Genomic DNA, 26998 nt, shown 5'->3' with positions numbered 1-26998 from the left:
GTTTCCTTTTTAAAACGAGACTACGCAGGGAGGCAAATCCCCTATCCCGCCTAGAGACAGCGCCTTCCAGATACTTACGCCTGAAAAGCGTAGCGCATAAAAACCCGAGGTCGAAAAAGTTGGCACCCAATCCGCTGTAAGCCCCGAACATCAAAATCTTGAATTTAACGACTCCCAACAACCAACCCAACTTGAAGGCGGTCAGAGGCCGCATTCTGAATCCTCTTAGCGATACCCGCTGCGATTACTTCGCGGACGGCTTGCTCCTAGGACGCAAAGAGGGAGAACGTTGGCTCGTCGAAGATCTGGGAGATGCCAAGGAAGTTGCGGAAAACTATGGCTTAGACTTGTCGCAGATCCCTGTCAGCGAAGGGAGTATCCTTCCGGCGTTTTACGACGTTCATTTCCACTGGGTTCAAGATGATGTGCGGGAAATGCCCAAAGCATCACTATTGGAGTGGCTGGACAAATACACCTTTCCCGAAGAGGCGCGTTTCTCAGATCCAGACTACGCAGAAATAAAGGCGCGCTACTTTTGGAAACGCATTCTTGGCACCGGCACCATCGGCGGTCTATGCTACAGCTCCATCCACGCTACGGCCTTGGACGCAGCCATGAAGTACGCCTTGCCTACCTTTCGTATCGGATCCTCGCTTATGACTATGAATTGCCCGGGCTTTCTGCGGCAGTCGAAAGAGGAAGCAATTAACGCTGTGAGTCGAGGTATCGAAAAGTATGGCGAACGCTATTGCATCACCCCTCGATTCGCTCCCACAACCGATCCGGAAGTCATGAGCGAAACCGCCAAGATGGCCCACGATAATAGCCTCTTCATTCAAACCCATTTGGACGAAACCTTGGCGGAAATAGAATGGGTTTTGGGAATCTATAGCGAGTTTTCGGACTTCGACGATGTTGAGACCTACACAGAAATTTACGACCGCTGCGGCCTGCTCGGGCCGAAAACGGTGATGGGGCATGCCATTCACATGGAGGAATCAGAATTGGCCCGTCTTTCAAAAACTGATACCGCAATCGCCTCCTGCCCCACTTCCAACGCGCCGGTTTCCCAACTCGGGCTGGGTTCGGGCTTGTTTAATTTTGAGCAAGCGGAAGAGCATGGAATTCGCTGGGCTCTGGCCTCAGACATCGGGGGTGGCCCCTTCTTGTCGATGTTCGACGTCATGCGTTCCTTCGTAGGCCAAAATCGCGATGAGGGCGTAGATTCCGCGACTTACATCAAGGCCCTCTACCGGTCCACCTTAGCGGGCGCTGAGATTTTAGGACACGCAGAAACCAAGGGTAATTTTTCTGCGGGCAAATCCTTCGATTTCATCCAGTGCATCCCTCCCTCCGATCCATCGACAGATTCTGCAGAATCAACGCTTAGCTCCACCATCGAGCAGATAGCCGCTCGCGAGGATTTCGACGAGTTCGTGCTCGCCACCGTCGTGGATGGAGAAGTCATCTTTGAAAGAAAGGCGGCGGTGCTGTGAAAGCGTTCTGGGAAAACGCACGTGCGGAGTTGAAACGGGACAATCCGGTTTTCATCGGGATCGTCGCCCGTTGTAGCAAAGGCTCTCCCGGCACGCCAAAGGCTAGGATTATCGTCCGGACCGATGGCTCTCAATACGGAACGATTGGTGGAGGTATCATGGAGCTTAGTTTCCTCGAACTAGCTAGATCTACCCTGGAACAAAAAGATTTCAAGCCGCAGCTTCGCTCCGTCTATCACCGTCGCGAGTCAAACGCGCCTTCCGGACTGATATGTGGCGGCGGCCAGACCAATGTTTTAGCGGTTCTTTATCCGGACCGCGATCTCCAGACCGTGGAGACAATAATCGACGCACTCGAAAAAGAAACGGCCCAAACGATCTCAATTTCCTCCCAAGGCTTGAGCTTGCACAACAACGTTCAGCATGGACAGCTCACCCCAACATTACGCGTTCTAGGCGAGGACTGGTTTTTCGAGGAAAGCTGCTTGAACCCCAAGCGAATCGCAATTTTCGGAGCGGGACATTGCGGTCAGGCTCTGGCCGCCCAAATGCTCAGGCTAGGATATCATGTATCGCTGACCGACCAAAGAGCGGGCATTAACATCGACCACTCTTGTAAAGACGCAGATCGGCTTATCGGAATCCACCCAAGCGAGGCAAAAAAGCGTATCCAACATTGGAAACAAACTCAGGTCGTAGTCATGACACATTCATACCCTACCGACTTGGATGCCTTACTTGAAGTGCTTCCGCTTCCAGTACCCTTCATAGGTCTGATGGGTAGCCCGCCAAAATTGAGGAAGATTCGCCTAGAGCTTCGCGAGAAGGGACTGGGCCAAGATTTATTGGCCAAACTGAGAGCCCCGGTCGGCCTTGCCATTGGCAGCGACACTCCGGAAGAAATAGCGGTCAGCGTAGCCGCGCAATTGATACAGGAAAATAGCACACGCCCCTTAAATGAGCCCGACTTTGCAGATAACGTTTCTACTAAATGACGAGTTGATCACGACTCAGGTCATTCCGGGCATGGTCGCCCTCGATTACCTTCGCAAGGTACGCCAACTGACTGGCTCGAAAGAGGGCTGCAAAGAGGGCGATTGCGGAGCGTGCACTGTAATAGTGGGAGAACTACAGGGAGATACTGTGAACTATCGTCCCATGACATCTTGTCTCCTGCCTATGGGTGAATTGCATGGCAAGCATCTCGTAAGCATCGAAGGCTTAAACATGGAAAAACTCTCTCCCGTCCAAGAGGCGATCCACGATTGTGGCGGCACCCAATGTGGCTATTGCACTCCCGGTTTCGTTGTCGCGATGACAGCAGGGCTGATGGACGAATCGATCCCTTTAAGCAAAGAGGGCATGGACTACGCCATGTCGGGTAACCTATGCCGCTGCACCGGCTACCGATCCATAAAAGCTGCCGGAAAACAGGCCATCGACAAGCTCGCTCCACTAGTGAAAGGACAAGCTCGTATCCCTGCCCTTTGCGAAGCAAGTGCCTTACCCAGTACTTTTTTGGAGGCAGCGGATAAGCTGAAGTCCATTCCCCCTATTCCCGATAAGCCGTCGGGCGACTCTACTCCCATCGTGGCCGGAGGAACTGACCTCTTCGTCCAACGCGGTGAGGAATTACCGGATAGCTCCCCGCTGCTACTAAACAAAAGCCAAGCTAAGGCTACAGTAGACCTTGGCGAAGAGCTTAGCCTGGATGCTCGCATGACTTTCGAGTCCTTCGCTCGGGACCCGCTCGTCTTGGCGAACTATCCTAGCGTTGCGAACTACAATCCGCTCATGGCGAGCTGGCCGATTCGAACCCGTGCAACGCTGGCTGGAAATATCTGCAACGCTTCTCCCATAGCGGACATGACCTGTCTTCTGCTCGCTCTCGAAGCGAATCTGATCATCGAAACTTCTGACGGGGATGAATGCATTGCTCTGAAAGACTTTTATCTGGGTTACAAAAAGCTAGCCAAAGAAGCCTCCGATTTGGTGAAGGAAATCAGAATACCAAAAGCGTCCGGAGAAACTCATCTCAATTGGGAAAAGGTATCCAAACGCAGAATACTGGACATAGCCACCGTTAACTCTGCAGCTAAGTTTGAAATCGTCGCCGGGGTAATCAAAAGTGCCTCGCTCGCTCTAGGAGGAGTCGCCGCCACACCACTGTATCTTGAGAAAACATCTGCCAGCCTATCAGGAAAGGAACTGAGTCCGGATTTGGTGAGGGACGCTTTAGCGACAGCCCAAACCGAATTCAACCCAATCAGTGATGTTCGTGGCTCTGCAGATTATAAACGACTCTTGGCACGCCAGCTTTTGGCAGCCCACTTCACGACTCTCTTCCCTGAAACCATAAACTCGGAGGAACTTTATGCGTCACTGCGATAGCCCGCTCCACGTAACAGGTCGTTCCGAATACGTCGACGACGTCACGCCGCCGGCCGGCATGTTGCACGCCGCGGTTTTTGGATCACCAATCGCCCACGGAAATATCAAAAGTCTGGATACCTCTGCTGCCATGGAAACTCCGGGTGTGGTGGCTGTGTTTACCATCTCGGACATTCCGGGTAATCCATACTTTGGAGCCATAATAGCGGACGAGCCACTTTTGGCTGACAAAAAAGTGTTTTTCCACGGTCAGCCTATCGCACTGGTGGTAGCGGAAAGTTACGAAGCGGCCCGTAAGGGCGTGGCAGCCTGCCAAGTTAAAATAGAGTCCTTACCGGCCATCACCTGCCCCCGAGAAGCATTCGAAAAGGGAGAAACGCATCAGGAGCTAAGAGTCTTTGAAAAGGGTGAGATAGATGCGGCCTGGGATAAGTGTGCCACCGTGCTGGAGGGAGCTATTGACCTTGCCGGCCAAGAGCACCTCTACCTGGAGACAAATCGAGCCCGAGCCATCCCAGCTGAAGATGGCCAGCTACGCGTTTTTTCCTCCACTCAAAGCCCCACCGCCACTCAGAAGACAATCGCCCATATATTGGGACTTCCCATGAACAAAGTCGAAGTCGACGTCAAAAGACTCGGCGGTGGTTTCGGCGGCAAGGAAGACCAAGCGACCCATTGGGCCTGTATGGCCTCGCTAGCGGCTTTTATTCTTCAAAGGCCAACACAACTGGTTCTAAACCGAGTGGATGACATGCAGATGACGGGTAAGCGTCATCCCTACAAACAGGATTACAAGATCGGACTGGATGAAGAGGGTCGCATCCTCGCCTACGAGGTAAGCCATTATCAAAATTCCGGGGCTTTCATGGACTTGTCGAATCCGGTCCTCGAACGCACCTGTCTCCACTCGACCAACGCCTACGCTATCCCCAACGTCCGGATACGAGCAGTGCCTTGCAAAACCAATCTGCCAAGCAACACTGCTTATCGTGGTTTCGGCGGGCCCCAAGGCATGTTCGCCCTTGAGGTAGCGATCGAAAAAGCGGCTAACAAATTAGGCGTGCCGACAGAGCAACTACAGGAGCTAAACCTCGCTCGCAAAGGTTACGTTTTTCCATACGGCCAAGAGCTAGGAGACGATCGCCTGCATCGCACTTGGGAAGAGGCAAAAGAACACTTCGATCTGGAAGCTCGCCGCTGCCAAGTTGAGAAATTCAATGCAGCAAACTCTTTGCAAAAGAAGGGCTACGCACTGATGCCCGTCTGCTTCGGTATCAGCTTCACCAAAACCTTCCTAAATCAAGGCAGCAGCCTCGTTCACATTTACACAGACGGTACCGTTAGCGTCACCACAGGAGGCATCGAAATGGGGCAAGGGATAAGCTCCAACATGATCGCAATCTGCTCGCGAATCCTCGGCATCTCGCCCACCCGTATTCGTTGCAACAGCACAAACACTTCACGAATCGCCAACATTTCTCCTTCTGCAGCGAGCGCGACCAGCGACCTCAATGGAAATGCCACGATCATTGCCTGTCAGGAAATCCTGAAAGGGATGTATAAGGTCGCCGCAAAGGAGCTGAAGTGCGAACCGGATCAGATAAGCATCAAAGACGGAATCGTTTTCGTGGATGCGGAAGCGTCTAATCTCGATTGGAACACTCTGGTACTGAAATCCTATTTCAGCCGAGTTCAATTGATGGCCCACGGATTCTACGCTCCGCCAAATATTAATTTCGACCCGATAGCTGGCTGGGGTCGCCCATTCCACTATTATACCTATGGAACCTGCTACATAGAAACGACAGTCGACTGTATTCGTGGTTCCTATACGATCGATTCAGCCAAGATAGTACACGATCTCGGGCGAGGAATCATACCAACCGTGGATCTAGGCCAAGTCGAAGGCGGTCTCGCCCAAGGCATCGGCTGGGTCACCTTGGAAGAGCTCGCTTTCTCAGACGAGGGCCGTCTGCTCTCCAATGCCCTTTCGACCTACAAGTGCCCCGACGGCGAATTTCTCCCAGACGACATGGAAGTGAAGTTCCTTGAAAATGCGGACAACCCTGGAGGTCCACTCGGGAGCAAAGCAGTGGGAGAACCGCCTTTCATGTATGGGATCGCCGCTTATTTCGCCCTACGCCGAGCCATAGAATCTTTCACGCCTATCAACGAAACGGAGACCTATTCTCCACTAACACCCGAACAAGCCCTCCTCAGCCTATATCCAGGCTCCGTATAACGCCGACAGCGAATAAGTAACAAAACCAAACCATGAATACGGACCTTATTGATTTCTTCAACATAACGCTTCGCTTCACGCATATCGTGGCTGCCATCATGTGGATCGGCAATTCCCTGCTCTTCACTTGGATGGAGCTCAATCTCCTAAAGCGAGATGACGACAAGAACCTGATCGGCTACATGGACATGCTCCATGGCGGCGGAGTCTTCCACCTACAGAAACGTGTCCTAAAACCGGATACGATTCCGACACCGCTTCACTGGTTTTACTGGCAAAGTTATACCACTTGGATTTCAGGCTTTTTCCTTCTCATCACATACTTCTTCACACGAGCTGACACCCTCATGCTCGACCCGTCCAAGACGGATATGGGCTCGACTGGAGCGATCCTAATTAGCCTAGCGGGTATCTTCGGAGGCTGGATCGCCTACGACCTATACTGGAGAAGTCCGCTTCAGAAATTTCTAAAAACAGGGGCCGTCGTTTGGATCTTTCTCGTGATCCTCTACGCGATTGGTTTGAACTCCGTTTTCAATGGTAGAGCCATGTTCCTGCAGGTGGGAATGACTCTCGGTTCATTCATGACTGCGAACGTGTTCTTCCACATCATTCCGAATCAGAGGAAGTTCATGAAGGCTCTGCGTGAAGGGAAGGAACACAATCTCAACGTTGGGAAAGCGGCCAAATTCAGGTCCTTGTCGAATCACTACATCACCTTCCCAGTCATCTTCCTCATGTTGAGCGGACACTACCCGGTCCTCTACGGAAGTGATAATCGAGTCATTATCCTCAGTATCATCATAGGCTCTTTGATCATCATCAAACACATGATGAATAAGCGGAACACCTTTAAACCATGGCTAGCAGTGTTCTTCTTAACTGCCATCGGCGGAACAGCAGCCATCGTGGCTGCCATCAAACTACCCACCAGCGACAAACCTGAAATAGTTGATCCGCAGGTCGCGGCGGGAGAGGAAGCATTTAGCCTCCTAGGCTGTACCGCATGTCACCAAGCTGCAGATACAAGTATCGCACCAGGGCTCGCAGGCCTGTTCGGAAAAGAACGAGAACTCGCAGACGGAACCGTGGTAACGGTCGATGAAGCCTACATTCGCGAATCTATCCTAGTGGCACCCGCTAAGGTTGCTAAAGGCTTCGCACCTGCCATGCCACTCTATCAAGGCGTCATACCTGACACCCAGGTCGACCAGCTCGTGGCCTACCTGAAACAGTTTTAGCCCCTTCCTCAACTATGAAGATCGACCCTTTACTTAAGCAGATCAATCCGCCTCCTCGCCTCATGATGGGTCCGGGTCCGGTAAACGCGGATCCGCGTGTTCAGCGTGCCATGTCCGCCGACTTGTTGGGACAATACGATCCCGCCATGACCGAGTACATGAATGAGTTGATGGCTTTGTATCGGGTCGTATTTCAAACCAGCAACCACTGGACCTTCGTAATCGATGGTACCAGCAGAGCTGCCATTGAGAGTTCGCTCGTTTCTCTGATAGAGCCAGGCGACAAAGTTTTGGTACCCGTCTTCGGGCGATTCGGACACCTCCTCACTGAGATCGCCTCTCGCTGCGGAGCTGAGGTCATTTCCATATCCAAGGAATGGGGACAGGTATTTAGCCCAGAAGAGATAGCGGAGGCTCTCGACAAATACCAACCCAAGGTGCTCGCGATCTGCCAAGGCGATACTTCTACTACCATGAACCAACCTCTCGAGGCGATCGGCAAGCTGTGCGCCGAGAGAGGCGTTTTGAGCTACGTAGACGCCACTGCCTCCATCGGTGGGAACGAGCTTTTGATCGGAGACTGGGAAATAGATATCTGTACCGCAGGACTTCAAAAGTGTCTAGGGGGGCCGTCCGGTTCAGGCCCAATTACGATTTCCGACAAGGCAGCAGAGCACATCCAAAATCGTTGGCATGTTGAAAAAGGAATTGAGCCTGCCGGCTTCGTACCCGGGAAGCTCTCGCGCATCCAAAGCAATTACTTCGACCTCGCCATGGTGATGGCCTACTGGAGCCCGCAACGGCTCAATCACCATACTGAGGCGACAAGCATGCTCTACTGTGCCAGGGAATGCGCTCGCTGCATCGTGGAGGAAGGGCTGGAGAATGTCCTTGCTCGTCACACACTAGGCAGCAAAGCCATGGTTGCTGGCCTGCAAGTCATGGGACTGAAGCTGTTCGGCAATCTGGACTACAAAATGTCCAACGTGACCGGTGTCTATATCCCAGAAGTAGTCGACGGAGAAGCAGTACGCCGCGATATGCTGCATTACTTCGGTGTCGAGATCGGTACCTCCTTTGGTCCGCTGCACGGCAAGATCTGGCGTATTGGCGCCATGGGTTACAACGCCCGCAAGGACGCCATTCTGAGAACCTTAAACGCTCTATCGTCCTGCCTACGCCTTCATGGATACAAGGCACCAGGAGACGATCCAGCGCTCGCCGCTCTCGAGATTTTCAAACAAGCCGAGGCCGCTCCGGCTGAGATCGAAATTTCCCCCGTCAGCAAAACCTCTTAATGTCCGTGTCCTCTCTCCTAGTTGAAAACATAGATTTCCTTGTCCTCGCCGACAAAGAGCAAACGGTACTATCCGATGCCTGGATCCTGGCGAAGGAAGGGTTTATCGATTCCTTCGGCACAGGACCAAGCCCTGTAGTTGAACAAAGCGTAACCAAACTCTCAGGACGTGGTAAGATCCTGACTCCCGGCTTTGTAAATACCCATCACCATCTCTACCAGAATATGGCTCGGGCTTACACTCCGGGTAACAACTTGCCCTTGCTTCCATGGCTTGCTCACATGAATAAGCTCTGGAAGGCATTTCGCGAAGACGATTTGCACGCCTGTACTCGATTGGGCCTAGCGGAACTGATGATGAGTGGAGCTACAACCATAGCCGACCATCATTACGTTTTTCCTGAAGGTGCTAAGGATATGACCTTGGCGCAATTCGACGCGGCAAGCCTAATGGGTGTTCGCTTTCAGGCGAGTCGCGGTTCAATGAACGTAAAATCGGACCTGATTTCGAGCTGGGCCCTGCAGGACGAGGACGCGATTTTAGCGGATACCGAATCCTTAATCCAAAGCGAACACGACTCCAGCCACGGAAGCTTTCGGCAAATCATAGTCGCTCCCTGCGCAGCGACTTCCTGCTCTGCCAGCCTACTCGAGAAAAGCGCTGAGCTCGCCAAGAAATACAAGGTCGGACTCCATACCCACTGCGGCGAAACCGTGGCAGAAAACGATTTCTCTATCGAGAAGTTTGGCATGCGACCGCTCGCATACCTTCTGGATCGAGGATGGGACTACGACCGTGTTTGGCTGGCTCACGGAATTCACTTCGAAGATTCCGAGTTGTCGCAAATGGCTGAATACGGAATAGGCGTAGCCCACTGTCCGAACGCCAATATGCGTTTGGGCTCTGGCATCTGCCGCGTTCCGGAATTAATTGAAAAAGGTATCAAGGTTGGTGTTGGCGTGGACGGTAGCGCATCCAATGACTCCGGACACATGCTCGCCGAACTCCGCCAAGCGATGTACCTCGCCCGAGTGAAATACGGAGCGGAGGCGATGAGCGCTCTCGATACCATCGATCTCGGAACCTGGCGAGCGGCTGAACTGATGGGCCGTCGAGACATCGGGAAGATAGAGTCCGGTATGTGCGCAGATTTCGCACTCTTCCCGGCAGAGGACCTCTACTCGAACGGAGCGGAAAATCCGGTAGATGCCTTGCTTATATGCCACGCCCGAGAAGTTACGGATTTAGTAGTCGGAGGTGAGATACGGATTAGAGACCACGAATTTGTCGACTTAGATCTAGCCGCCCTACGTCAAGAGCACCATCAGCGTGCAGATCGCGTTCGAGAGAAAGCCTTCATTTAAACCAAATGCAGATCGTAACCATATCAGATTGCCCAGACTATACCGCTCCCGATTTCGCAGTGGCCAAGGAATTCATGTCCCCTCGCATGTCGGGCCTCAAGAATCTCAGTATCGCTGAAATCACCATTCCCCCCGGAGTGACCGTTAAGAAGCACTACCACTTAGAAAGCGAGGAGGTTTACCAGGTCATCGCGGGCTCAGGGATGATGTTTATTGACGGGGAGACTGAAATGTTGAAGCCGGGACAAGCCGTATCCATCAAAGTGGGACAATGGCATAGCATTGCGAACGAAAACGAGTCGCCTCTGGTTATGATCGTGACATGTGCCCCCGCTTGGTCCGCGGAAGATCAGGTATTTGAAGAGGAGGAGCAGCAACCCGAGTGAATCCGACTCTCGCCAGAGAACGACAAACGGGAATTCTCCTGGTAAGCGCAGCGGGCGTTTGCTGGGGCTTCCATGGGGTGCTGATTAAGTTCGCCTACCAATTGGGAGCTTCCTTTATGGAAGTCTTACTCGCCGAGACAGCAGTGGCCACTCTCGCCTATTTGATAATGGCGAGCCGTGCATCGAGTTTGTTGTCTTTGCCTAAAGAATTAACTGACTGGATCTGGCTCACGATAGCTGGAATTGCCTCCATCGGAGTGGGAAGTTTTCTCTTTCTCTCCTTTAGTCTGGGTCCAGTAGCAATAGGTGCCACCTTGCTATTCCTCTACCTCCCACAAGTCTACTTGCACACCATACTTGTAGCGAAGCAACCCGCGAACTGGCTCGGTATCGCATCAATCGTCCTCCTGCTAATCGGAGCAGGCATCACAACCGATGCTATCAACGTGTTCAGCGGGAATGTCTCCAGCGCTCCGATCTTAGCCGGAGCGGCAGCTTCTGTGTGCTACGCCGCCATCTTCATACTCACGCCCAAGCTGAGCGTAGCGTCCTCCGCCACCTTTAATTCTCTTTTCTTGGCCGCATCCAGCGCTATTGGCAGTTTAATCATTCTCGCAGTTGTACCCGCGACTCGCAGCGAAGCCTCCATCAACCTAATTCAATTCGCCGCTATTGCCTTCGTATTAGGAATCATCGGACAGATGCTACCTGTTTTAGCCATGATGAAAGGCATTCCTCTAGCAGGTTCGAGTTTATCCGGGGTCCTCGCTTCAATCGAACTCCCTGTGGCTGTAGTCTCCTCCGCCTTGCTACTAGGAGAATCAGTAACACCAGGCAGAGCTATAGGAGTAGCCCTCGTGTTCCTCGGCATAATATTCTTCAATTTAAGCAATCGAACAGAAACATGATTTCCCTAAGCGAACTCAACAATCTGAATACATCCGCCTACGTCGATGCCTTAGAGTCTCTCTACGAGTATTCGCCTTGGGTGGTCGAACGTTCCGCAGCGTCGCGTCCCTTCACCTCCATAAAATCGATGCAAGCCACCTTGGAGGGTGTGATCTATGCCGCTTCTGATGAGGAGCAATTGAATCTACTGGTGTCCCACCCGGACCTAGCCGCTAAGATTGAGGAGATCTCGAAGTTGACTGATTTCTCTCAGTCCGAGCAATCCAGAGCTGGATTCGCTTCTCTTCCCCAAGACACGCTTGTAGCGTTTCGTGCTACATTGGGCGCATATCGAGAGAAATTTTCGCACCCATTCATTCTCTGCGTCAGCGAGCACAGCGCCCAAGAGGCGATACCAATCCTAGAAGCCAGACTTCAATCATCGCCAAAATCCGAACGCATGGCCTGTCTCGCTCAAGTAGGTCGTATCGGTTGGCACCGCCTGATTCAACTAGTCAAATCATGACCGCTAAACTCAGTACTCACGTCCTCGACAATCATCAAGGCAAGCCAGCATCGGGTGTTCCCTGGATCTTAGAGTCTAAGGACGACTTTGGCATGTGGCGGCAAATCGGATCTGGCGTAACGAACTCCAACGGCAGAACCGACAGCCCATTGCTAAGCGGAGATGCCTTGCAAACCGGTCGCTACCGAATCGTCTTTAACATCAAAGACTACTACCTTGCCCTCGGAGTCCCTCTTTCCGATCCTCCCTTCCTTGACGAAATACCATTGGAAGTGAACCTGATTAGCGGAGAAAGCTATCACGTTCCGCTCGTGATGACTCCATGGAGCTACTCAACCTATCGGGGAAGCTAATGTGAAACGAGATCCGAGAAAAGTCATTTTCAGCAAACTGCTCGATCGTATCGACATATTGGGCACGATTAGTTCGGACCCACAGCAGCTAACCAGAATATTTCTCTCCAAGGAGATGGATATCGCATCCAAGCTACTGCAGTCATGGATGAACAACGCCGGCCTGGTCGCTTCAGTGGATCCTATGCAAAACGTTATCGGATCATGGCCCACCGATAAGGCTCAGTCGCCTTCCCTACACCTCGGGTCGCACTACGATACAGTCATCAATGCTGGCAAATACGATGGCCCTTTGGGAGTTCTGCTCTCGATCGCCGCGGTTGAAATCCTAATGCTGGAAGGGTATTCGCCAAAACACCACATCAACGTGCTAGCCTTTTGCGACGAAGAGGGAGTCCGTTTCACATCGACGTTTTTGGGCAGCTCATACTTCTGTGGCACCTTCGACACCTCTTTTCTGAAACACTGCGATAGCGATGGCCAAACCATGCGCTCGCTACTGGAAAAGCGGGGAATGGACACCAAATCCATAAACCAAGATAAGCCCTTGATCGGCCCGGATGATATTTTCATGGAGGCCCATATAGAACAAGGTCCCATTCTCGAGAAGTTAGACCTTCCAACAGGAGTCGTTTCGGGAATCGCAGCACAGATGCGTATTCAGGTAACGATCACAGGTGAAACAGGTCACGCTGGAACCACACCGATTCAGCAACGAAAAGATGCCCTGACCACTACCGCAGAGATGATTCTTGCTGTGGAAAAAGTCTTTGCGAAGAACCCGAATTCCAGAGGGACAGTCGGCCACATTCAGAATTATCCAAATGCCACCAACGCGATTCCGGGAAAAGTCGAATTCGTTATCGATCTACGACATCCCGTTACCGCTGGTTTGAACCATATGAAAGACCAGCTATTCAGCGATTTGGATGCCATCGCCAAACGCCGAGATATTGGATACAAATCGGAAGTACTCCAATTCGTCGAGTCGATCACCTGCGATCATGACGTTCAAAGAGCTCTCTCGAGTGCCGTAGCCAAAAACCAAGACAAAGTCACGACCTTCACAAGCGGGGCCGGGCACGATACCCTAAAGATCGCCCAGACCTGCCGGACAGGAATGCTGTTCATTCGCTGCAAGGACGGACTTAGCCACCATCCCGATGAATACGCGTCGCCAGAGGATATAGAAGCGGCTCTCTACACTTGGGTGGATGCTATTCGAGAACTCGATCAAAACTTTCCGGATAAATCGTAACTGCTATGCATGACCTAGTAATAAGAGGAGCTCGGATTTTTGAAGACGGCCAATGGATCGAAAAAGACATAGGAATCGACGATGGCAAATTCGCGAGTTTCCAAGCTGAGAGCGGCCGCGAAACTCTCGACGCCCAAGGTCGTTTTCTCCTGCCTGGAGGAATAGATCTCCATGTCCATTTCAATGAGCCTGGCCGCACGCACTGGGAAGGCTTCGCCACGGGTTCTCTTGCCGCCGCTGCGGGAGGAAATACCTTCTTGTGCGAAATGCCCCTAAACAGCATCCCGTCCACTGTATCCGCCAGGGACCTTCAAACCAAGCTCGATGCGATCAATGGGAAATCCTTGCTCGACTACGCTCTCTGGGGCGGGTTGGTTCCGGGAAACGTTTCGGAAATAGCCGGACTTCATGAGGCCGGTGTGGCTGGTTTCAAAGCGTTCATGTCCCCTTCCGGGACTGACGATTTCATTAACAGTGACACGCAGACGTTGAAGGCCGGAATGAAGGAAATCGCCAAGACCGGCAAGATTTTGGCGATACATGCCGAAGACCCAGCGACTTTGACTAGCGCCTCGGATGGACTTTCCTCAAAGCTCACTGCTCTGGATTGGGAAAAATCCCGCCCCGTCGAGGCCGAGATCAACGCAGTAAAAATAGCGATCGACCTAGCTGCTGAATCCGGTTGTCGAATACATATCGTTCATGTCAGCGCTCCCGAAGTCCTCGAAGTCATAGCCAAGGCTAAAATGCAGGGAGTCGACATCACCTGCGAAACTTGCCCTCACTACCTTTTGCTAACCATCGAGCAAGCCGACCAAATCGGCCCTCACGCGAAATGTGCGCCACCGCTTCGCCCTAGGCACACAGTCAACGGCCTTTGGCAGGCGATCCGTATGGGTATGGTTGATACGATTGGCTCCGACCATTCCCCTGCTCCTCCAGACCTAAAGTCAGGAAAAACGTTCTACGATGCTTGGGGCGGAATCAGCGGAGTTCAACATGGGCTTCCTCTCCTCTGGCAAAAGGCAGCTTCCGATCCCGAACTCTTTCAAAGGCTGCTCGATTTGTCCTCTAAAAATGCGGGCGAGTTGATCGGACTACATGGGAAAGGAAGTATCAAAGCCGGCTACGACGCCGACTTTACCTTAGTTGCCGAGTATGGGGCCTGTTCATCAATTACAGAAGCTGAGCTCCTCTATCGTCACAAAACGAGTGCCTACTGCGGTATGGATCTGGGTCTAAAAGTCGAGGAAACCTGGCAAGCAGGACGTTGCGTCTATAAAGACGGGGCGGGCATGGGAGATCCTAAGGGTGCTTTCATAAAATTCTGAATACAGAAAGCATGACTCATGAACAAATGATCGCCCACCTTCGGTCCTGCAACGAAATCGCCATGCAGGCAGTGAAAGACGGGCACCATCCTTTTGGAGCTATTTTGATCGGCCCGGACGATACTGAAATAATCCTCCAGCAAGGAAATGTAGACGTAGTTCGTCACGCAGAGAGCGAACTCTCCAGAGCTGCCCATCTCAAATTCGAGCCCGACTTTCTTTGGCAGTGCACGCTTGTAACTACGGTTGAGCCCTGTGCCATGTGCGCCGGCACGCAATATTGGGCAAATATCGGTCGTCTCGTTTTTGGAATCGCTGAGACCAAGCTTCTGGAGTTAACGGGATCCGACGATCGAAATCCAACCCTGTCCGTCCCATCTCGCAGCATTATGGAGTCCGGGCAAAAAGACATCCAAGTATTCGGACCGTTTCCAGAGCTTGAGGACGAACTCGCCGCTCCGCACAAGACTTTCTGGGCTTAGCAAAGAGTTTCAAGAAGCAGCCAGCGCTTCTTTTTTCTCGTCACTCCGTATCCAGGCAACGATCACGTACACAATCGGCGTATCGATGACCGCGACTAAAAGCTTCATCAGGTAAGAGCCTAAAATAATGCCGGGCAAAATCTCGGTCGGGATGATTCCGTAGAAGCCAACCAGATAAAAAATGCAGGTATCCAGAAACTGCGAACCAAAGGTGGAGAGATTGTTTCGCAGCCAAAGATGCTTGGGGCCGGTCTTCTTTTTCACCCATTCAAAAACGTAGATGTCCCAGAGCTGGGCCACGATGGTGGCAACTAAAGAGCCTGCCACAATACGCGGGGCGCCTTGGAAGATAGCACGGTAGGCTTCATTATGCGCCCAACCTTCTGCCGGAGCGAGATTCACTCCGATGACCAACATGACAGTGCAGAATATGTAAACGACTGTTCCCATGTACACCATCAACCGAGCTCTCTTGGCTCCCCAAACTTCGGCTACCGCATCAGTGCAAGGAAAGGTCAACGCGTGTACAAAGGAGCCGTAGCTAAACGCCAAAACCCCAAGGCCCAAACTCGATAAGTCGAGTGGAACTAGTTTCACAGTCAAGCTCTGCAACATCCCCCAAAAACCGACATAAAAGCCGAAGAGGATCAGGTATTTCGTTTCGCGATTCATCGGGGTCACAAATGGGACCTCAGCAAGTTTAGCGCCTCGAACGAGTTAGGAATCCACCCGCCATCAAACGACAAAAAGATCGTTACGATCGGAAAATCTCGGCTGCTTGAATAGAGCTTAAACCGAATTGGAATCCAAATGTAAGTTCCCCGCGGTCAATGGTAAGGTACCTGCTAACGAGTGATTTATGCAGGACACGTCAACCCCTCCCTCTTCTGGAGCTCCCAAAATCTTTTATCCCCACGACTCTTCGATGCCACCTCTGAAGGCAGGAGTCGCAGCCATCCAGCAAGTGGTGGCTATGTTTGTGGGCTGTATCACACCGGTTCTGATCTTCTCTTCGGTTGTGAACGTGGAGGAGGACGCGAGACTTTACATGATCAGCATGGCCCTTGTGGCCTCAGGCATTGGTACGTTTTTACAGGCTAAGAGGATAGGCGGAATCGGGTCTGGCTTACTTTCGATCAATGGCACCAGTTTCGCATACGTCGATCTGCTGCTAAGAGCAGGGACCGAAGGCGGTATCCCCCTCGCCTGCGGCATGGCCCTTGCCGCCGTTCCCCTGCAATTCTTGCTCGCTCTGTCTCTCCCGACTTTGAGGTCTATCATTTCACCCCTCGTGGCCGGAATAGTTGTCCTCCTGATCGGATTGGATCTCATTCCAGTAGCCGGTTTCTACATAGCTAGCGATCTGGGCGGTGACAAAGGATGGCACATCAACGCGATCGTAGCCTTCCTCGTAGTTGGCACCTTAGTGTTCTCGCAGCTCTCGAAGCGTCCCATGGTCCGCATGAGCGCTCCCTTAATCTCAATTCTGCTCGGTTACGTTCTGGCGGCTAGTTTCGGTATCATGCAATGGCCTGAGTTCTCGACGGAGAAATGGATAATGGCTCCAAAGATCCTACCTTACGGGCTGGCTTTCAAATGGGAGCTTCTGCTCCCCTTCGCGATTATCTATGTCGTTTCCTCCATCGAAGCCATTGGCGATTTGACCGCGACTGCCAGTCTTTCCGGAATGAAGACAAGCGGGCTCGATTTCTGGAAACGTATCCGCGGCGGCATACTTTCCGACGCGATCACTAGCACCTTGGCCTCACTGCTCAACGTGTTCCCTACCGCCACCTTTTCGCAGAACAATGGAGTCATTCAGTTAACCGGAGTTGGCTCCCGCCAGGTCGGCTTCTATGTCGCTGCAATTTTGATAATCACCGGTCTTATGCCTCAAACCGGGCTCATTTTCAGCGTAATGCCAAGCCCGGTTCTGGGTGGCGTAACTCTAGTGCTATTCGGCATGATCGCAGTGGCGGGACTTCGCATGATCGTCGAGGCAGGCATTAACCAGACTTCAATGCTAATCGTGGCAATCAGTCTGGGCGTGGCATTTAGCATTCCAACTCAAGACGCCTACGTGGAAAAGCTTCCAGATGTTTTGGCAGCCATCCTGTCCTCCAAAGTGGCAACCGGAGGACTAATTGCCATGATCCTCAGCTATCCCTTGATGAAACGTTCCTCCGCGCCTGAGACGGAAGAGGAAGAAGCGACTCCAGCATCTGCGACCTAGAGCATCCGAATAAACCTCTCCCTCTCGCACATTAGCTTAGACAGATAAGCTCCCCGTCCCCACCTTGCTGCATTCATGGCGAACAAAATTTCGAAAGTCCTGCAAAGCCAGAGCTTCACACTTGCTCTCCTGGGAGCAGTGTTAGCGGCGATCCTATTTCCCGAGCTCGGCGTAAAAGGCGGACCTCTGCAAACCCAGATCACGACAAAGATCGCAGTGGCGCTGACCTTCGTGATTCAAGGCCTGTCCTTGCCGACCCGACAAATCGCGGCGAGCGCTACCAAGCTTCGCCTCCATGCCTTTTGCCAGGTATCCATATTCCTAGTGGCTCCCCTCCTCATGTTAGGATACATGACCGTAGTAGGCGGCTTATTGCACCCAGGCATTGAAGCTGGCTTCTTCTATTTGGCGGCCCTTCCCACTACGATTTCATCCGCTATCGTCATGACCTCGAATAGCGAAGGCGACAGCTCTTCGGCTCTATTCTCGACTACTTTGGCCAATGTTCTCGGCATATTCGCCACACCCTTGTTGTGCTCGATTTTTCTGTCCGCATCTTCAGAAGACGGTCCTCAATTATCCACTCTGATTGGTAAGCTCTCTATGCTCGTACTCGCTCCACTTGTGCTTGGTCAATTGATTCGTCCCTTGGTTCGCGACTGGGCAAAAGCATCGAAGAAGCTCTTCAAACGCCTGAGCAATAGCTTCATCGTTTTCATCGTATTCGCTGCTTTCTGCCAAAGTGTTAGCAGCGGAATCTGGGGACAAATCGGACTCGCCGCGGTTCTGCTAACCCTCGTCCTCACCCTTGTTTTTCTTTTCCTATTTTCCTCAGTGGTATGGTTTAGCAGCCCTCTTGGCTCTAGTGAAAAGCCTGAGCGCATCGCCGCCTTCTTCTGCGGCTCTCAAAAGACATTGGCCAGCGGCGTACCCATGGCTTCGATACTTTTTGCCAGTCTTCCAGCCGACGGAAACATGGCCATCGGTTTGATGATCCTCCCGCTCATGTGCTACCACCCGCTGCAGCTCTTTCTCGCTGGAGCCATCTCGCCCTACTTCGCTAAAATCGCGAAATAGGCTCCGCTATAGCTTCAAGGTTCTTGCTGAAGTCGATTCCAATATCGCGCCGGCGAACTCAAGAAGTTTCGAGTGAAGCTGACATGCTCGAGTTCCTCGTAGCGGCAGGTCTCCAAGCCTGATTCGTCGAACTTCCAGATTTCCGCATCAGGCACGCTCAAGATGATCGGCGAATGACTAGCGATGATGAATTGGCAACCTTGTTCCGCCATCTCGTAGATGAAAAGAGCGAAGGCAAGCTGACGCTGTGGAGAGAGAGCCGCTTCCGGTTCATCGAGCAAATACAGCCCTCCGGGATGGATACGTGACTTGGCGAATTCCAAGAAGCCCTCACCGTGAGAGAAGTCGTTCAAATCCCTGCCGTAGCGGGAGTTGATGGCATGCTTGTTACTCTCCATGTATCCACGAACTCGAGCATCATCTTTAAAATGCTCTATGTAGCCTTCAAAGGTGCTCTCCATTTCTTTGTTGCGACGAATGAAGTTGAAGAAATCCTCCGCTCTCAGAAAAAAGCCTTTTCCAGTTCGACGACTCCATCCGAGCCGCAAGCACTTCGCCAGAGGGCGTATTTCCGACAAAGTCGGATCCTGCTCCAGCGATGAATCACCTACACTGATTCGCTTGGAAGCGATGGCTACAGATTCCAACAAACTCGACTTTCCACTGCCATTCTCTCCCACCAAAAACAGCACCGAAGACGAGATCTCGCGCTCATGCAGACTGTTTAGAAACGGCAGTGTAAAAGGGAAATCCGCCGCTTCGTCACTTGCCAGGTAGTGGATGCGTTTCAGGAATGGCATGCTGAACTGAGAGGTTGAATTGCTCTCCACGAGGATGACAAGTCTGGATGCGTCGGCCTTAGAGTCGGTGGGTAATCTTTCGTATAAACAAAAAAGCCGCTCTCCGAAGAGAGCGGCCACCAATCAAAGTTGATTAAACGCTAGCTTAGAAGCTGTACTTGGCAGACAATTCCAAGCGAGCTGGCAAACGCGGAAGGATGGATCCGTTTCCGTATCCAGAATTGTTTACGTCCCAGTTGTCTTCGTCGGTAACGTTGAAGATGGTGAGCTTGTAGCTCCAGTCTTCTCTGTCGTAGATGAAGCTCAAGTCAGCTTCGTACTGGAATCCCAATACAGCGGTGTTCGCTGTAATAACGTAGTTTTCACCTCCGTTTTCACCTGTGAGGTCAGGTACTGAGATATCAAAGCCGGAGTAACCAGAATAAGTATCACCCCAACCAAGGAATCCGAGAGTTACACCGAAGCCGTTATCCCACTTGTAGCTAAACAAACCGTTGACCAGCTTTTCAGGAATACCTGGAGCTTTAACGATGTCGCTAGTGGACTGGAAAATCGGAGCGATGTAGATGCCACCCGTTTCATCAGCACGGTCGATCGTGTAAGACGAGGCGAAGAAACCAGCGGTACGTTCAGCATCGGTGTAGCTGAATCCGAGAGTTGCAAACATGTTGCGATTCGGCTGGTAGTTGAACTCGATCTCGAAAAGGTCGAGAAAAACTTGGTCCATTGAACCGTCTTGGTTACGCGTGGTGAACTCTCTATCCACAAGCGCAGTTCCGAGGAAGAACTTGCCGTCGAGAAGGCTGAACTTGGCCCCGAGTTCAGTGAGCTTGCTTTTGTTGACATCGCCGAAGGATGTGGGATCAACACGTCCGCCCGTATCGGCACCGTAAGTTTCACTTACATTGTGCGTGATGTAGGTAGAGAGGTTATCAGTAGGCTTGTAGAGGAAGCTCACATTGTAGTTATCGAGAGTAACCGTGTCCTTGTAGCTGTATCCAGTTTCTGGAACTCCGTCCAAAGTGATATCGGCGACTCCTGTTGCGCCAAGTACCGGATGCACGTCTGTGGCACTAACGAGGTCAGAAGTGAAGCCAACCAAAGCGCTGAAGGTATCATTGATCTTGTAGTCAGCCTGAACGAAAGGACCGATTGAATGCGACTTGGTGTCTCCACCAGTGCCACCGTAGTACCAGTAGTCGAGGTCACCGTGAGCTTCCTCGTCTGGAATGATCGGATAGTTGTCTACGGTGAAGCCCTGATCGAGGATACGGCGAGTGTCTGGATCGCGAGTCATGTCAAAGAAGTTGACCGGCTCGTTGTAGAAGTGGTTGACCGCCCAAATGTCGTCCTTACGGAAACGAACACCCGCGTTGACACCAAGCGAGGACTCCTCGCTAAACTCGCTTAGGAAGCGGACTTCCGTACGGTTTTCGAAGGAAATGTTGTCGCGGAGTAGCTCTGAGTAGTGGTAGGAGGAGAAAGTGTTGCGGTCCTTCCAAGAGAGGAAGGTCTTATTCACGATCTCAACATTCTCGAGGCTCAAGGTTTGGTCAGCGCCTATAACAGCCATGCGGCCGAAAGAGTCATCCCCAGGAGCGGCGAGCTTCCAGGAGCGATCTACTTGAACGGGATTTGCCAGATCAGGGACCACGATAGTAGAGAAACCAGCTCCGCCGAATCGGCTTGCGTAGTCTACGCCTGGAACTCCAGCCCAGAAGCCGTCACCGTTACCAAGTAGGGCAACGTAAGCGGCGTACTCTTCGTCGGTCTGGGCATTGGGAATATACCAGCCATTGTCTACCAAGTCTTGAGTAACGCGGTTGATACCCCAGTTTTCAGTGTAGTCCGCTTGGAAATACTCGAAGTAAGCTTCCAGATTGTACTTGTCGTTAGGACGATAAGTCACCGCTGCGTAGAGGGCTTGGGAATTCATTTTCCAGAATTCGTAGTAGCCGTCCCACTCCTTGCCCTCGTAGGAAATACGGTAAGCGAGCTTGTCGCTGACAGGCTTGCTGTAATCCAAGTTCCAAGTGTACTGGTCATAGGAACCGATGCTGAAACCGACCGATCCACGCTCTGCGTCGAAGAATGGCTTCTTGGTGATCAAGTCTGCGTAACCGCCAAGGTAGTTGGTAGTACCATACACGACACCAGCTGGTCCTTTGACGATGTTTACGGATTCGACCGCATTGAAATTAACTGGGAGACCGTTACCATTGACCGATCCGCCACGACGCATGCCGTTAACGAAAAGGTCGGCTTCCTGACCACGCAAGTTCGGCGTAGAAGGAGAACCGAAGTTGGTCTTGGTGTAGGAGCTCGAGGTAAGCTTTGAGAAGTCACGAACATCCTTAATCGCGATGGAGTCGAGCTGTTCGCGGGAAATGATAGTTACGTTTCTCGGTGTATCCAAAATGCTACGCTCGGTTCCGTAAACGGAGTTGAACGGGCGTGACGTTGGCAAAATGTTCTCTTCGATAGGAACTTCTTCAGTGATGAAGGTGCCCAAGTCTTCAGGTTCTTCGTCCTGAGCGAAAAGCCCAGAACTCATCGCGCCAGCCGTTAGGAGGCATGGGACGATGCGGGCAGCTTTTAGTCTCTTTTTGTTTTTTGATACGTGCATAATTGATGAAGTTAGCGCCCATCAGCAAAAGTCGTGCTAAAACCCGCCCAAACTGGGGAAATCATAGAATTATTTCATCAAGTATTCATTTTACTCACATTCTACTTGAGTTGGAGCCAACACCAAACAGGCAAAAAAAACTGCTCAATGTCGCCCAAAACACATCCTTTTGCGTGTCATTTGGGGAATTTCAGGATGCAAAAAGGCCTGAACCCGATTGTACCGGTCCAGGCCTGAGCGAATTGAATTAAAGCGATCTATACGTGAGCACTCGAGGCTACTCAAAAAGTGGCACGATCTCCATTTGCGGAACCAAAACAAGCCCTTTGTCGGTAAGGCGAATCTCCGGGATCACCGAAAGCGGCAGCAAATTGAAGCCCATATATGGCAAGGTACAGCCCATCTCGTTCCAGGCCTTTTTGAGCTCGCTCGTATCAGCCGCCACGTCGATGGCACGCTTATCGGATAGCAAACCAGCGATCGGCAACGCCACCGAAGCGACTATCTCGCCGTCTTTAACGACGACCACGCCTCCGCGGAGTTCCTTGATCGTCTTTGCCACGAGCTGCATGTCAGCTTCATTTGTACCAGCGATGACAAGGTTGTGAGCATCGTGGCCAACGCTACTTCCAACCGCCCCACCCTTGAGACCAAAATTCTGCAGCAAACCGTAGCCAATCTCGCCTGATTTGCCATAGCGCTCGACCACGGAAAGATAGCAAAGGTCGTTCGAAGCCATGAAAGTCTCCCAATCCGAAGAATCCGGATCGTATTCGGCCTTGGCGTGCACAGTTACGATACCGGGTAATTCCGTGCGGAGAATGTTAACCGTCGACTTCGAGCACGGCGGAGTCGCCACCAGATCAAGCTCGTCGGCGATATTGACCGTCTCGTAGGCTTCTTGGGGATACACGTAGCGGCCAGTGCTCAACTGCTCGTCGAGTTTCGGGGTAACCTTGCCCCCCTCGACCACGAGCTCTCCCCCGTACCAGGTATTCTGAACCTCGTAATCGTCATTTAGGAGAACCACGTCTGCGCGACGTCCGCTTCCCAAAGCTCCGAAGTCCCCATCAAAAGCGTAGCGCGTCGCTGGATGCAGCGATCCAGCGCTCCAGGCTTGAGCCGGGCTCAATCCCGCGACCATCGCCTGACGCGTTACCCAATCCAAGCCAAACTCAAAAAGGTCGTCCGCATCGCGGTCGTCAGTACAGACACAAACCCGCTTGTGCGAAGCGCCTAGCTCGGTAACCGCTTTAATCGCCTCCGGCAGACTGTGCCAAGGTGTGGTCGGAGGTCCGCCTCGTAAGAAAACCCAAATGCCCGCTTCAAGGAAATCGTTCGCAATATCACGGTCGATCGCTTCATGCGTATCAGTCACGCCACTAGCCGCATAAGCCGATACGAATTCCCGACCATAGATATGCCCGCAAACCGGCTTCCCTCGTTTCAAAGCTTCGCCGATTATGGAATGAGATCTGGGATCCCCCATACATACCGGCACGAAATCCATCTTCTCACCGAGAGCGACAATCTCAGGCCACTTGTCAAAAAGCATTCCCGCCTTGTCAGCAGTCAGATCCCCACCGCAGGTTTCCATGTCGGCGTTGGTAGCTGGGATGGTGGATGGCAAGGTCAGGTAAATATTTAACGGCGCACGGCGAGCGTCTTCCAACATCCATTCAATCCCCGCCACATCACTCACGTTACCAATCTCATGACTATCGCAAAAGATGGTTGTCGTGCCATTGAGCAAAGCTCCCTCCGCATAGGCGCAAGCGGTCATCATGCTACTCTCGATATGGATGTGCGGATCGACCAAGCCCGGAGCAACAATGCCTCCCTGAGCGTCGTAAGTCCGCACGTCCGAGTAGCGACAAGATCCCGCCGGAGCGACGGCTGCAATGCGGCCCGACTTGATCCAGACTTCGCGACCCTCGAGCAATCTTTCCGTATAGACGGATAGGATACGGCCACCTTTGATGATGAGATCCGGCGCTAAACGTCCCGAGGCGACATCGGCCAAAACGCGAGTAGATTGGTAAAGCGGAGCGACAGAGAATCGCGTGAGTAATTCAGACATAATTGATTGGGGTTAAAGTTCCGGGAGCAACCTCCTGGGAGGTCCAGACTACAGATTTAGCCCGAGCTTTTTCGAGCCATAGTCATAAGTGACCGCCTCGCATTCGGCGACTACCTTTTTCCAGCCACGCTTAAGGCAATCCTCCGCAAAGGCGTTCAAGTCTTCCTCGTATTCGGCGAGCAAAGTCTCCTTTTCGTCCTCCGCCAAGAAGCTGAAAGCCAGACTATTGATGCCGAGCGACTCCATCTCGCTCCAAGACAGATTGAAGCGTTCGACGGCTACGAAATACTCATCCGTCATATTGGAATGCCACATACCCCGGTCATCGGTATTCAGGCAGACTGGAATACCCTGCCGGAGATAGATCGGAAAGGGATGCTGATCGAGATCCGGCACATAGCCCAATACCTCATTGCTGATGAGATTGATCTCTACCAGAAACTTTCCGCAACGCATGAGCTGCATGGTTTCATCATCCTGATAAAGATTGATGCCATGCCCGATGCGAGTGGCTCCCAGTCTGAGTGTATCGAAAATCTGGGTATCCCGCTTTTCTGCTTCGCCTGCGTGTATGGAAATCCCGATACCCGGATACTTCCGCATCATCTTGTCGTAGACTTCAGTAAAACGGGCTGCATAGCCGCGATTGTCGTCCTCTCGACCTGCCATATTTAAACCGACCCAGAAATCGCGATTCTGATCGATAAACTCGTAGTAAGCTTCGACACGATCCTCCGCATTTGGCTGGAACCGGATGACAATACCCTGAAAGCGAAGCGTCACCCCTGTCTCTAAGGCATCCGGCTGGGTTAGGCGGTCTTTAAGGGCTTGGTTGGCTTCGTCGGCAGTCAAAGCCCGGCCGCTACTATCGCTCCACCCCCACGGGCCTGTCTGGATTTCCAGGTAACGAACGCCTTCCGCGGCGAAGCGTTTCATGTTTTCCACCATCACCTCGGTCATGACCTCGATACTGCCGAGCAGTCCGCTCACCCGCGGCCAAATGTACTCGAAAAACTCGACGCGGCCCTCGAATTCACGATCAAGTACGACTGAAGAAAGCCACTCTCCCTTCTCCTCCTCGTTTAGAGCGGTCAAAGCCTTAAAGTCCCCTTTTTCGGACTCGGAAAGCTTGTGGTAGCCATGCTCGGAAACTGTGGTCCAAAACATGGAATTGCGGGAATCCCTGTGGAAATTGGCCGAAGTCATACCGTAGCCACTAACCTTGTAGCGGGTATAAAACTCTTGGTCGCCATTTCGGGACCGATCCGTGGCGACTTCCCACCACATCTCCGGCAATATCCCGCCACCAAAGTGGTGATGCAGATCTCCTCCTTTCGGCATAGCGTAAAGGAAGCGGTAAAGGTCCTCCCGACTCGCTTCCTTTTTGATCGTCTCGAAAAGCTGTCCAATAGGCGCTCGCTTCGCTTTGGGGGCGAGACTTTTGCTGCGGTGGCTCCGCTTGCCTTCGAAATTGGCCGCGGGAGTGATTGGTTTCGATTCTAACCTGCCGGCAGCCAATCCCAAGGCGCCACCGGCGAGAATGCTGCGAGCTAGAAAGTTACGTCTTGAAAAGGAAGAGTCCGGTTCTTCGGGGTTCATTTGTAGATGTAATATACAATGAATACGAGGGTGATTATGTGGCTGAGAACAGGAACGCTCCTGAACTTACCAGACAGAATCATTATGACCGTAAATAGCGTTAACCCAAGTCCAATTCCTTCCGTGATGCTGAAAGTAAGCGGAATCATCAGCATGGTGATGAAAGCCGGAGCCACTTCCGACAAATCATCGAAATCCAGTTCTTTCAGCCCTTGAGCCATAAAGATGCCGACCATGACTAGCGCCGGAGCTGTCGCCGCAGCGGGAACAATTAGGATAATGGGGGTGAAAAAGAGAGCCAACAGAAAGCAGATTCCCGTGGTCACCGAAGTCAAACCAGTGCGACCTCCCGACTCGATACCGGCCGCTGACTCGATGTAGGAGGTCGTAGTGGAAGTACCGAGCAAAGAACCGGTTATCGTGGCAATCGCATCCGCTGTTAGGGCACGGCCCATCTTCGGCATAGAACCGTTTTCATCCACCAACTTTGCCCGACGCGAAAGGCCTACCAAGGTACCAATACTGTCGAACAAATCGAGGATCAGCAAGGTGAGGAGCACGTCCGCTATTTCCCTAAAATGGGCCAGCGGGTACATGATATCGGCGGCAAGGAAGACTTCGCCAATACCCGAGGGCATGGAAAAGATCCCATCCGGGATGGCGGTGATGGTGGCGTCGCCCGAAGGAATAATCATCCCAACCACAGTTACCGCTAGGATCGTGATCAGCAGGGCTCCCGCCACTCGCTTGAGTGTCAGAAAAGTCATCAGAGCGACTCCGCCGAGTACCAGCAGGGAAGCGGGCGACTTGATGTCGCCGATGGTCACCAAGGTCGCGTCATTGCCCACCACGATGCCCACGCTCTTGAGCCCGAGAAAGGCGATGAAGAAACCGATGCCGACTTGGATTCCGACCTTGATCCCGTTCGGCAAAGCTTCGGCAAGCCGCTTTCGGAGCCCAGTCAGAGAAAGCAGTAGAAAGATGATCCCGTTCCAAAAAGTGAGAGCCAAAGCCGTCTTCCAGTGCAGGCCAGCGCCAATACAAATTACGAAAGCGAAGTAGCTGTTCGTTCCCATACCGGGAGCCTGGGCAATGGGGAAATTGGTGAACCCGGCCATCAGGAAGCAACCGAGGGCGGCAGCCAAGGCCGTGACGGTAATAACCGCGGGCAAGGGCATGCCAGCAGCGCTGAGTATTGAGGGGTTTACCGCCAGGATATAGGCCATCGCTGCAAAGGTCGTTAAACCCGCAAGCACTTCTGTCTTAACAGTTACCCCAGCTTCTTTCAGTTTAAACCATCGGTCCAGCATGAGGGGCGGGTCAGCAG

General features: G+C 52.3%; 22 protein-coding genes. 16 read left to right on the top strand and 6 right to left on the bottom strand.

Going from position 1 to position 26998, the window contains the following annotated elements; genetic code table 11:
* Positions 1-158: 158 nt before the first annotated feature.
* From H5P27_RS05290 to H5P27_RS05225, 14 genes are read left to right on the top strand one after another with little or no spacing between them, the layout of a single operon-like run.
* The gene (locus tag H5P27_RS05290) at positions 159-1496 is read left to right on the top strand and encodes an amidohydrolase family protein (RefSeq protein ID WP_221774612.1); all 1338 of its coding nucleotides are present in this window, start codon (positions 159-161) and stop codon (positions 1494-1496) included.
* Positions 1493-2491, top strand: a complete 999-nt coding sequence (locus H5P27_RS05285; RefSeq protein ID WP_185659329.1) for an XdhC family protein — start codon at positions 1493-1495, stop codon at positions 2489-2491. The genes H5P27_RS05290 and H5P27_RS05285 overlap by 4 nt, the downstream gene beginning before the upstream one ends.
* Positions 2454-3887: an FAD binding domain-containing protein gene (locus H5P27_RS05280; RefSeq protein WP_185659328.1), complete on the top strand. Its 1434-nt coding sequence runs from the start codon at positions 2454-2456 to the stop codon at positions 3885-3887. Before H5P27_RS05285 ends, H5P27_RS05280 begins: the two co-directional genes overlap by 38 nt.
* The gene (locus H5P27_RS05275) at positions 3871-6129 is read left to right on the top strand and encodes a xanthine dehydrogenase molybdopterin binding subunit (protein ID WP_185659327.1); all 2259 of its coding nucleotides are present in this window, start codon (positions 3871-3873) and stop codon (positions 6127-6129) included. Before H5P27_RS05280 ends, H5P27_RS05275 begins: the two co-directional genes overlap by 17 nt.
* Before the next feature lie 32 nt (positions 6130-6161).
* Positions 6162-7370, top strand: coding sequence for a urate hydroxylase PuuD (locus H5P27_RS05270; RefSeq protein WP_185659326.1), 1209 nt, complete (start codon positions 6162-6164; stop codon positions 7368-7370).
* Between the two features lie 14 nt (positions 7371-7384).
* A complete protein-coding gene (locus H5P27_RS05265) occupies positions 7385-8668 on the top strand; it encodes a pyridoxal-phosphate-dependent aminotransferase family protein (protein WP_185659325.1) in 1284 nt (427 codons plus the stop codon).
* Positions 8669-8673: 5 nt separating this feature from the next.
* Positions 8674-10032 carry an amidohydrolase family protein gene (locus H5P27_RS05260; protein WP_185659324.1) on the top strand — a complete coding sequence of 453 codons (1359 nt, stop codon included), beginning with the start codon at positions 8674-8676 and terminating at the stop codon, positions 10030-10032.
* 5 nt (positions 10033-10037) lie between these two features.
* On the top strand, positions 10038-10418 hold the full coding sequence (locus H5P27_RS05255) for a cupin domain-containing protein (protein WP_185659323.1): 381 nt from the start codon (positions 10038-10040) through the stop codon (positions 10416-10418).
* Positions 10415-11326 carry an EamA family transporter gene (locus H5P27_RS05250; RefSeq protein WP_185659322.1) on the top strand — a complete coding sequence of 304 codons (912 nt, stop codon included), beginning with the start codon at positions 10415-10417 and terminating at the stop codon, positions 11324-11326. The genes H5P27_RS05255 and H5P27_RS05250 overlap by 4 nt, the downstream gene beginning before the upstream one ends.
* On the top strand, positions 11323-11832 hold the full coding sequence (gene uraD / locus H5P27_RS05245) for a 2-oxo-4-hydroxy-4-carboxy-5-ureidoimidazoline decarboxylase (protein ID WP_185659321.1): 510 nt from the start codon (positions 11323-11325) through the stop codon (positions 11830-11832). The genes H5P27_RS05250 and uraD overlap by 4 nt, the downstream gene beginning before the upstream one ends.
* Complete coding sequence (gene uraH / locus H5P27_RS05240; protein ID WP_185659320.1) at positions 11829-12185, top strand: hydroxyisourate hydrolase; 357 nt, start codon at positions 11829-11831, stop codon at positions 12183-12185. Before uraD ends, uraH begins: the two co-directional genes overlap by 4 nt.
* 1 nt (position 12186) lies before the next feature.
* Positions 12187-13443 carry a hydantoinase/carbamoylase family amidase gene (locus H5P27_RS05235; protein ID WP_185659319.1) on the top strand — a complete coding sequence of 419 codons (1257 nt, stop codon included), beginning with the start codon at positions 12187-12189 and terminating at the stop codon, positions 13441-13443.
* 5 nt (positions 13444-13448) lie between these two features.
* Entirely contained in the window at positions 13449-14774 is a 1326-nt protein-coding gene (allB, locus tag H5P27_RS05230) for an allantoinase AllB (RefSeq protein WP_185659318.1), read from the top strand.
* A gap of 11 nt (positions 14775-14785) precedes the next feature.
* On the top strand, positions 14786-15256 hold the full coding sequence (locus H5P27_RS05225; protein ID WP_185659317.1) for a nucleoside deaminase: 471 nt from the start codon (positions 14786-14788) through the stop codon (positions 15254-15256).
* 9 nt (positions 15257-15265) lie between these two features.
* Here the strand turns inward: H5P27_RS05225 and H5P27_RS05220 are convergent, their stop codons facing one another.
* Positions 15266-15928 carry a queuosine precursor transporter gene (locus H5P27_RS05220; protein ID WP_185659316.1) on the bottom strand — a complete coding sequence of 221 codons (663 nt, stop codon included), beginning with the start codon at positions 15926-15928 and terminating at the stop codon, positions 15266-15268.
* A 253-nt stretch (positions 15929-16181) separates the two neighbouring features.
* Between H5P27_RS05220 and H5P27_RS05215 the strand changes: the two genes are divergently transcribed.
* Together H5P27_RS05215 and H5P27_RS05210 are read left to right on the top strand one after the other, a co-directional pair.
* The gene (locus H5P27_RS05215) at positions 16182-17489 is read left to right on the top strand and encodes a uracil-xanthine permease family protein (protein WP_185659315.1); all 1308 of its coding nucleotides are present in this window, start codon (positions 16182-16184) and stop codon (positions 17487-17489) included.
* A 75-nt stretch (positions 17490-17564) separates the two neighbouring features.
* The gene (locus H5P27_RS05210) at positions 17565-18566 is read left to right on the top strand and encodes a bile acid:sodium symporter family protein (RefSeq protein ID WP_185659314.1); all 1002 of its coding nucleotides are present in this window, start codon (positions 17565-17567) and stop codon (positions 18564-18566) included.
* A 14-nt stretch (positions 18567-18580) separates the two neighbouring features.
* Here H5P27_RS05210 and H5P27_RS05205 read toward each other — a convergent pair whose 3' ends face one another.
* The 5 genes from H5P27_RS05205 to H5P27_RS05185 all read right to left on the bottom strand — a co-directional run bounded on the left by H5P27_RS05205 (position 18581) and on the right by H5P27_RS05185 (position 26981).
* On the bottom strand, positions 18581-19366 hold the full coding sequence (locus H5P27_RS05205; protein WP_185659313.1) for an AAA family ATPase: 786 nt from the start codon (positions 19364-19366) through the stop codon (positions 18581-18583).
* A 145-nt stretch (positions 19367-19511) separates the two neighbouring features.
* Positions 19512-21992 carry a TonB-dependent receptor gene (locus H5P27_RS05200; RefSeq protein ID WP_185659312.1) on the bottom strand — a complete coding sequence of 827 codons (2481 nt, stop codon included), beginning with the start codon at positions 21990-21992 and terminating at the stop codon, positions 19512-19514.
* A 277-nt stretch (positions 21993-22269) separates the two neighbouring features.
* A complete protein-coding gene (locus H5P27_RS05195) occupies positions 22270-24072 on the bottom strand; it encodes an adenine deaminase (protein WP_185659311.1) in 1803 nt (600 codons plus the stop codon).
* A gap of 48 nt (positions 24073-24120) precedes the next feature.
* Complete coding sequence (locus H5P27_RS05190; protein WP_185659310.1) at positions 24121-25671, bottom strand: adenosine deaminase family protein; 1551 nt, start codon at positions 25669-25671, stop codon at positions 24121-24123.
* Entirely contained in the window at positions 25668-26981 is a 1314-nt protein-coding gene (locus tag H5P27_RS05185; RefSeq protein WP_185659630.1) for a solute carrier family 23 protein, read from the bottom strand. The genes H5P27_RS05190 and H5P27_RS05185 overlap by 4 nt, the downstream gene beginning before the upstream one ends.
* Positions 26982-26998 lie beyond the last annotated feature (17 nt).

It is taken from the genome of Pelagicoccus albus (assembly GCF_014230145.1).
Lineage (GTDB): Bacteria > Verrucomicrobiota > Verrucomicrobiia > Opitutales > Opitutaceae > Pelagicoccus > Pelagicoccus albus.
The sequence above is the reverse complement of the archived record's forward strand: the minus strand, read 5'-3'. Positions and strand labels throughout refer to the sequence as shown.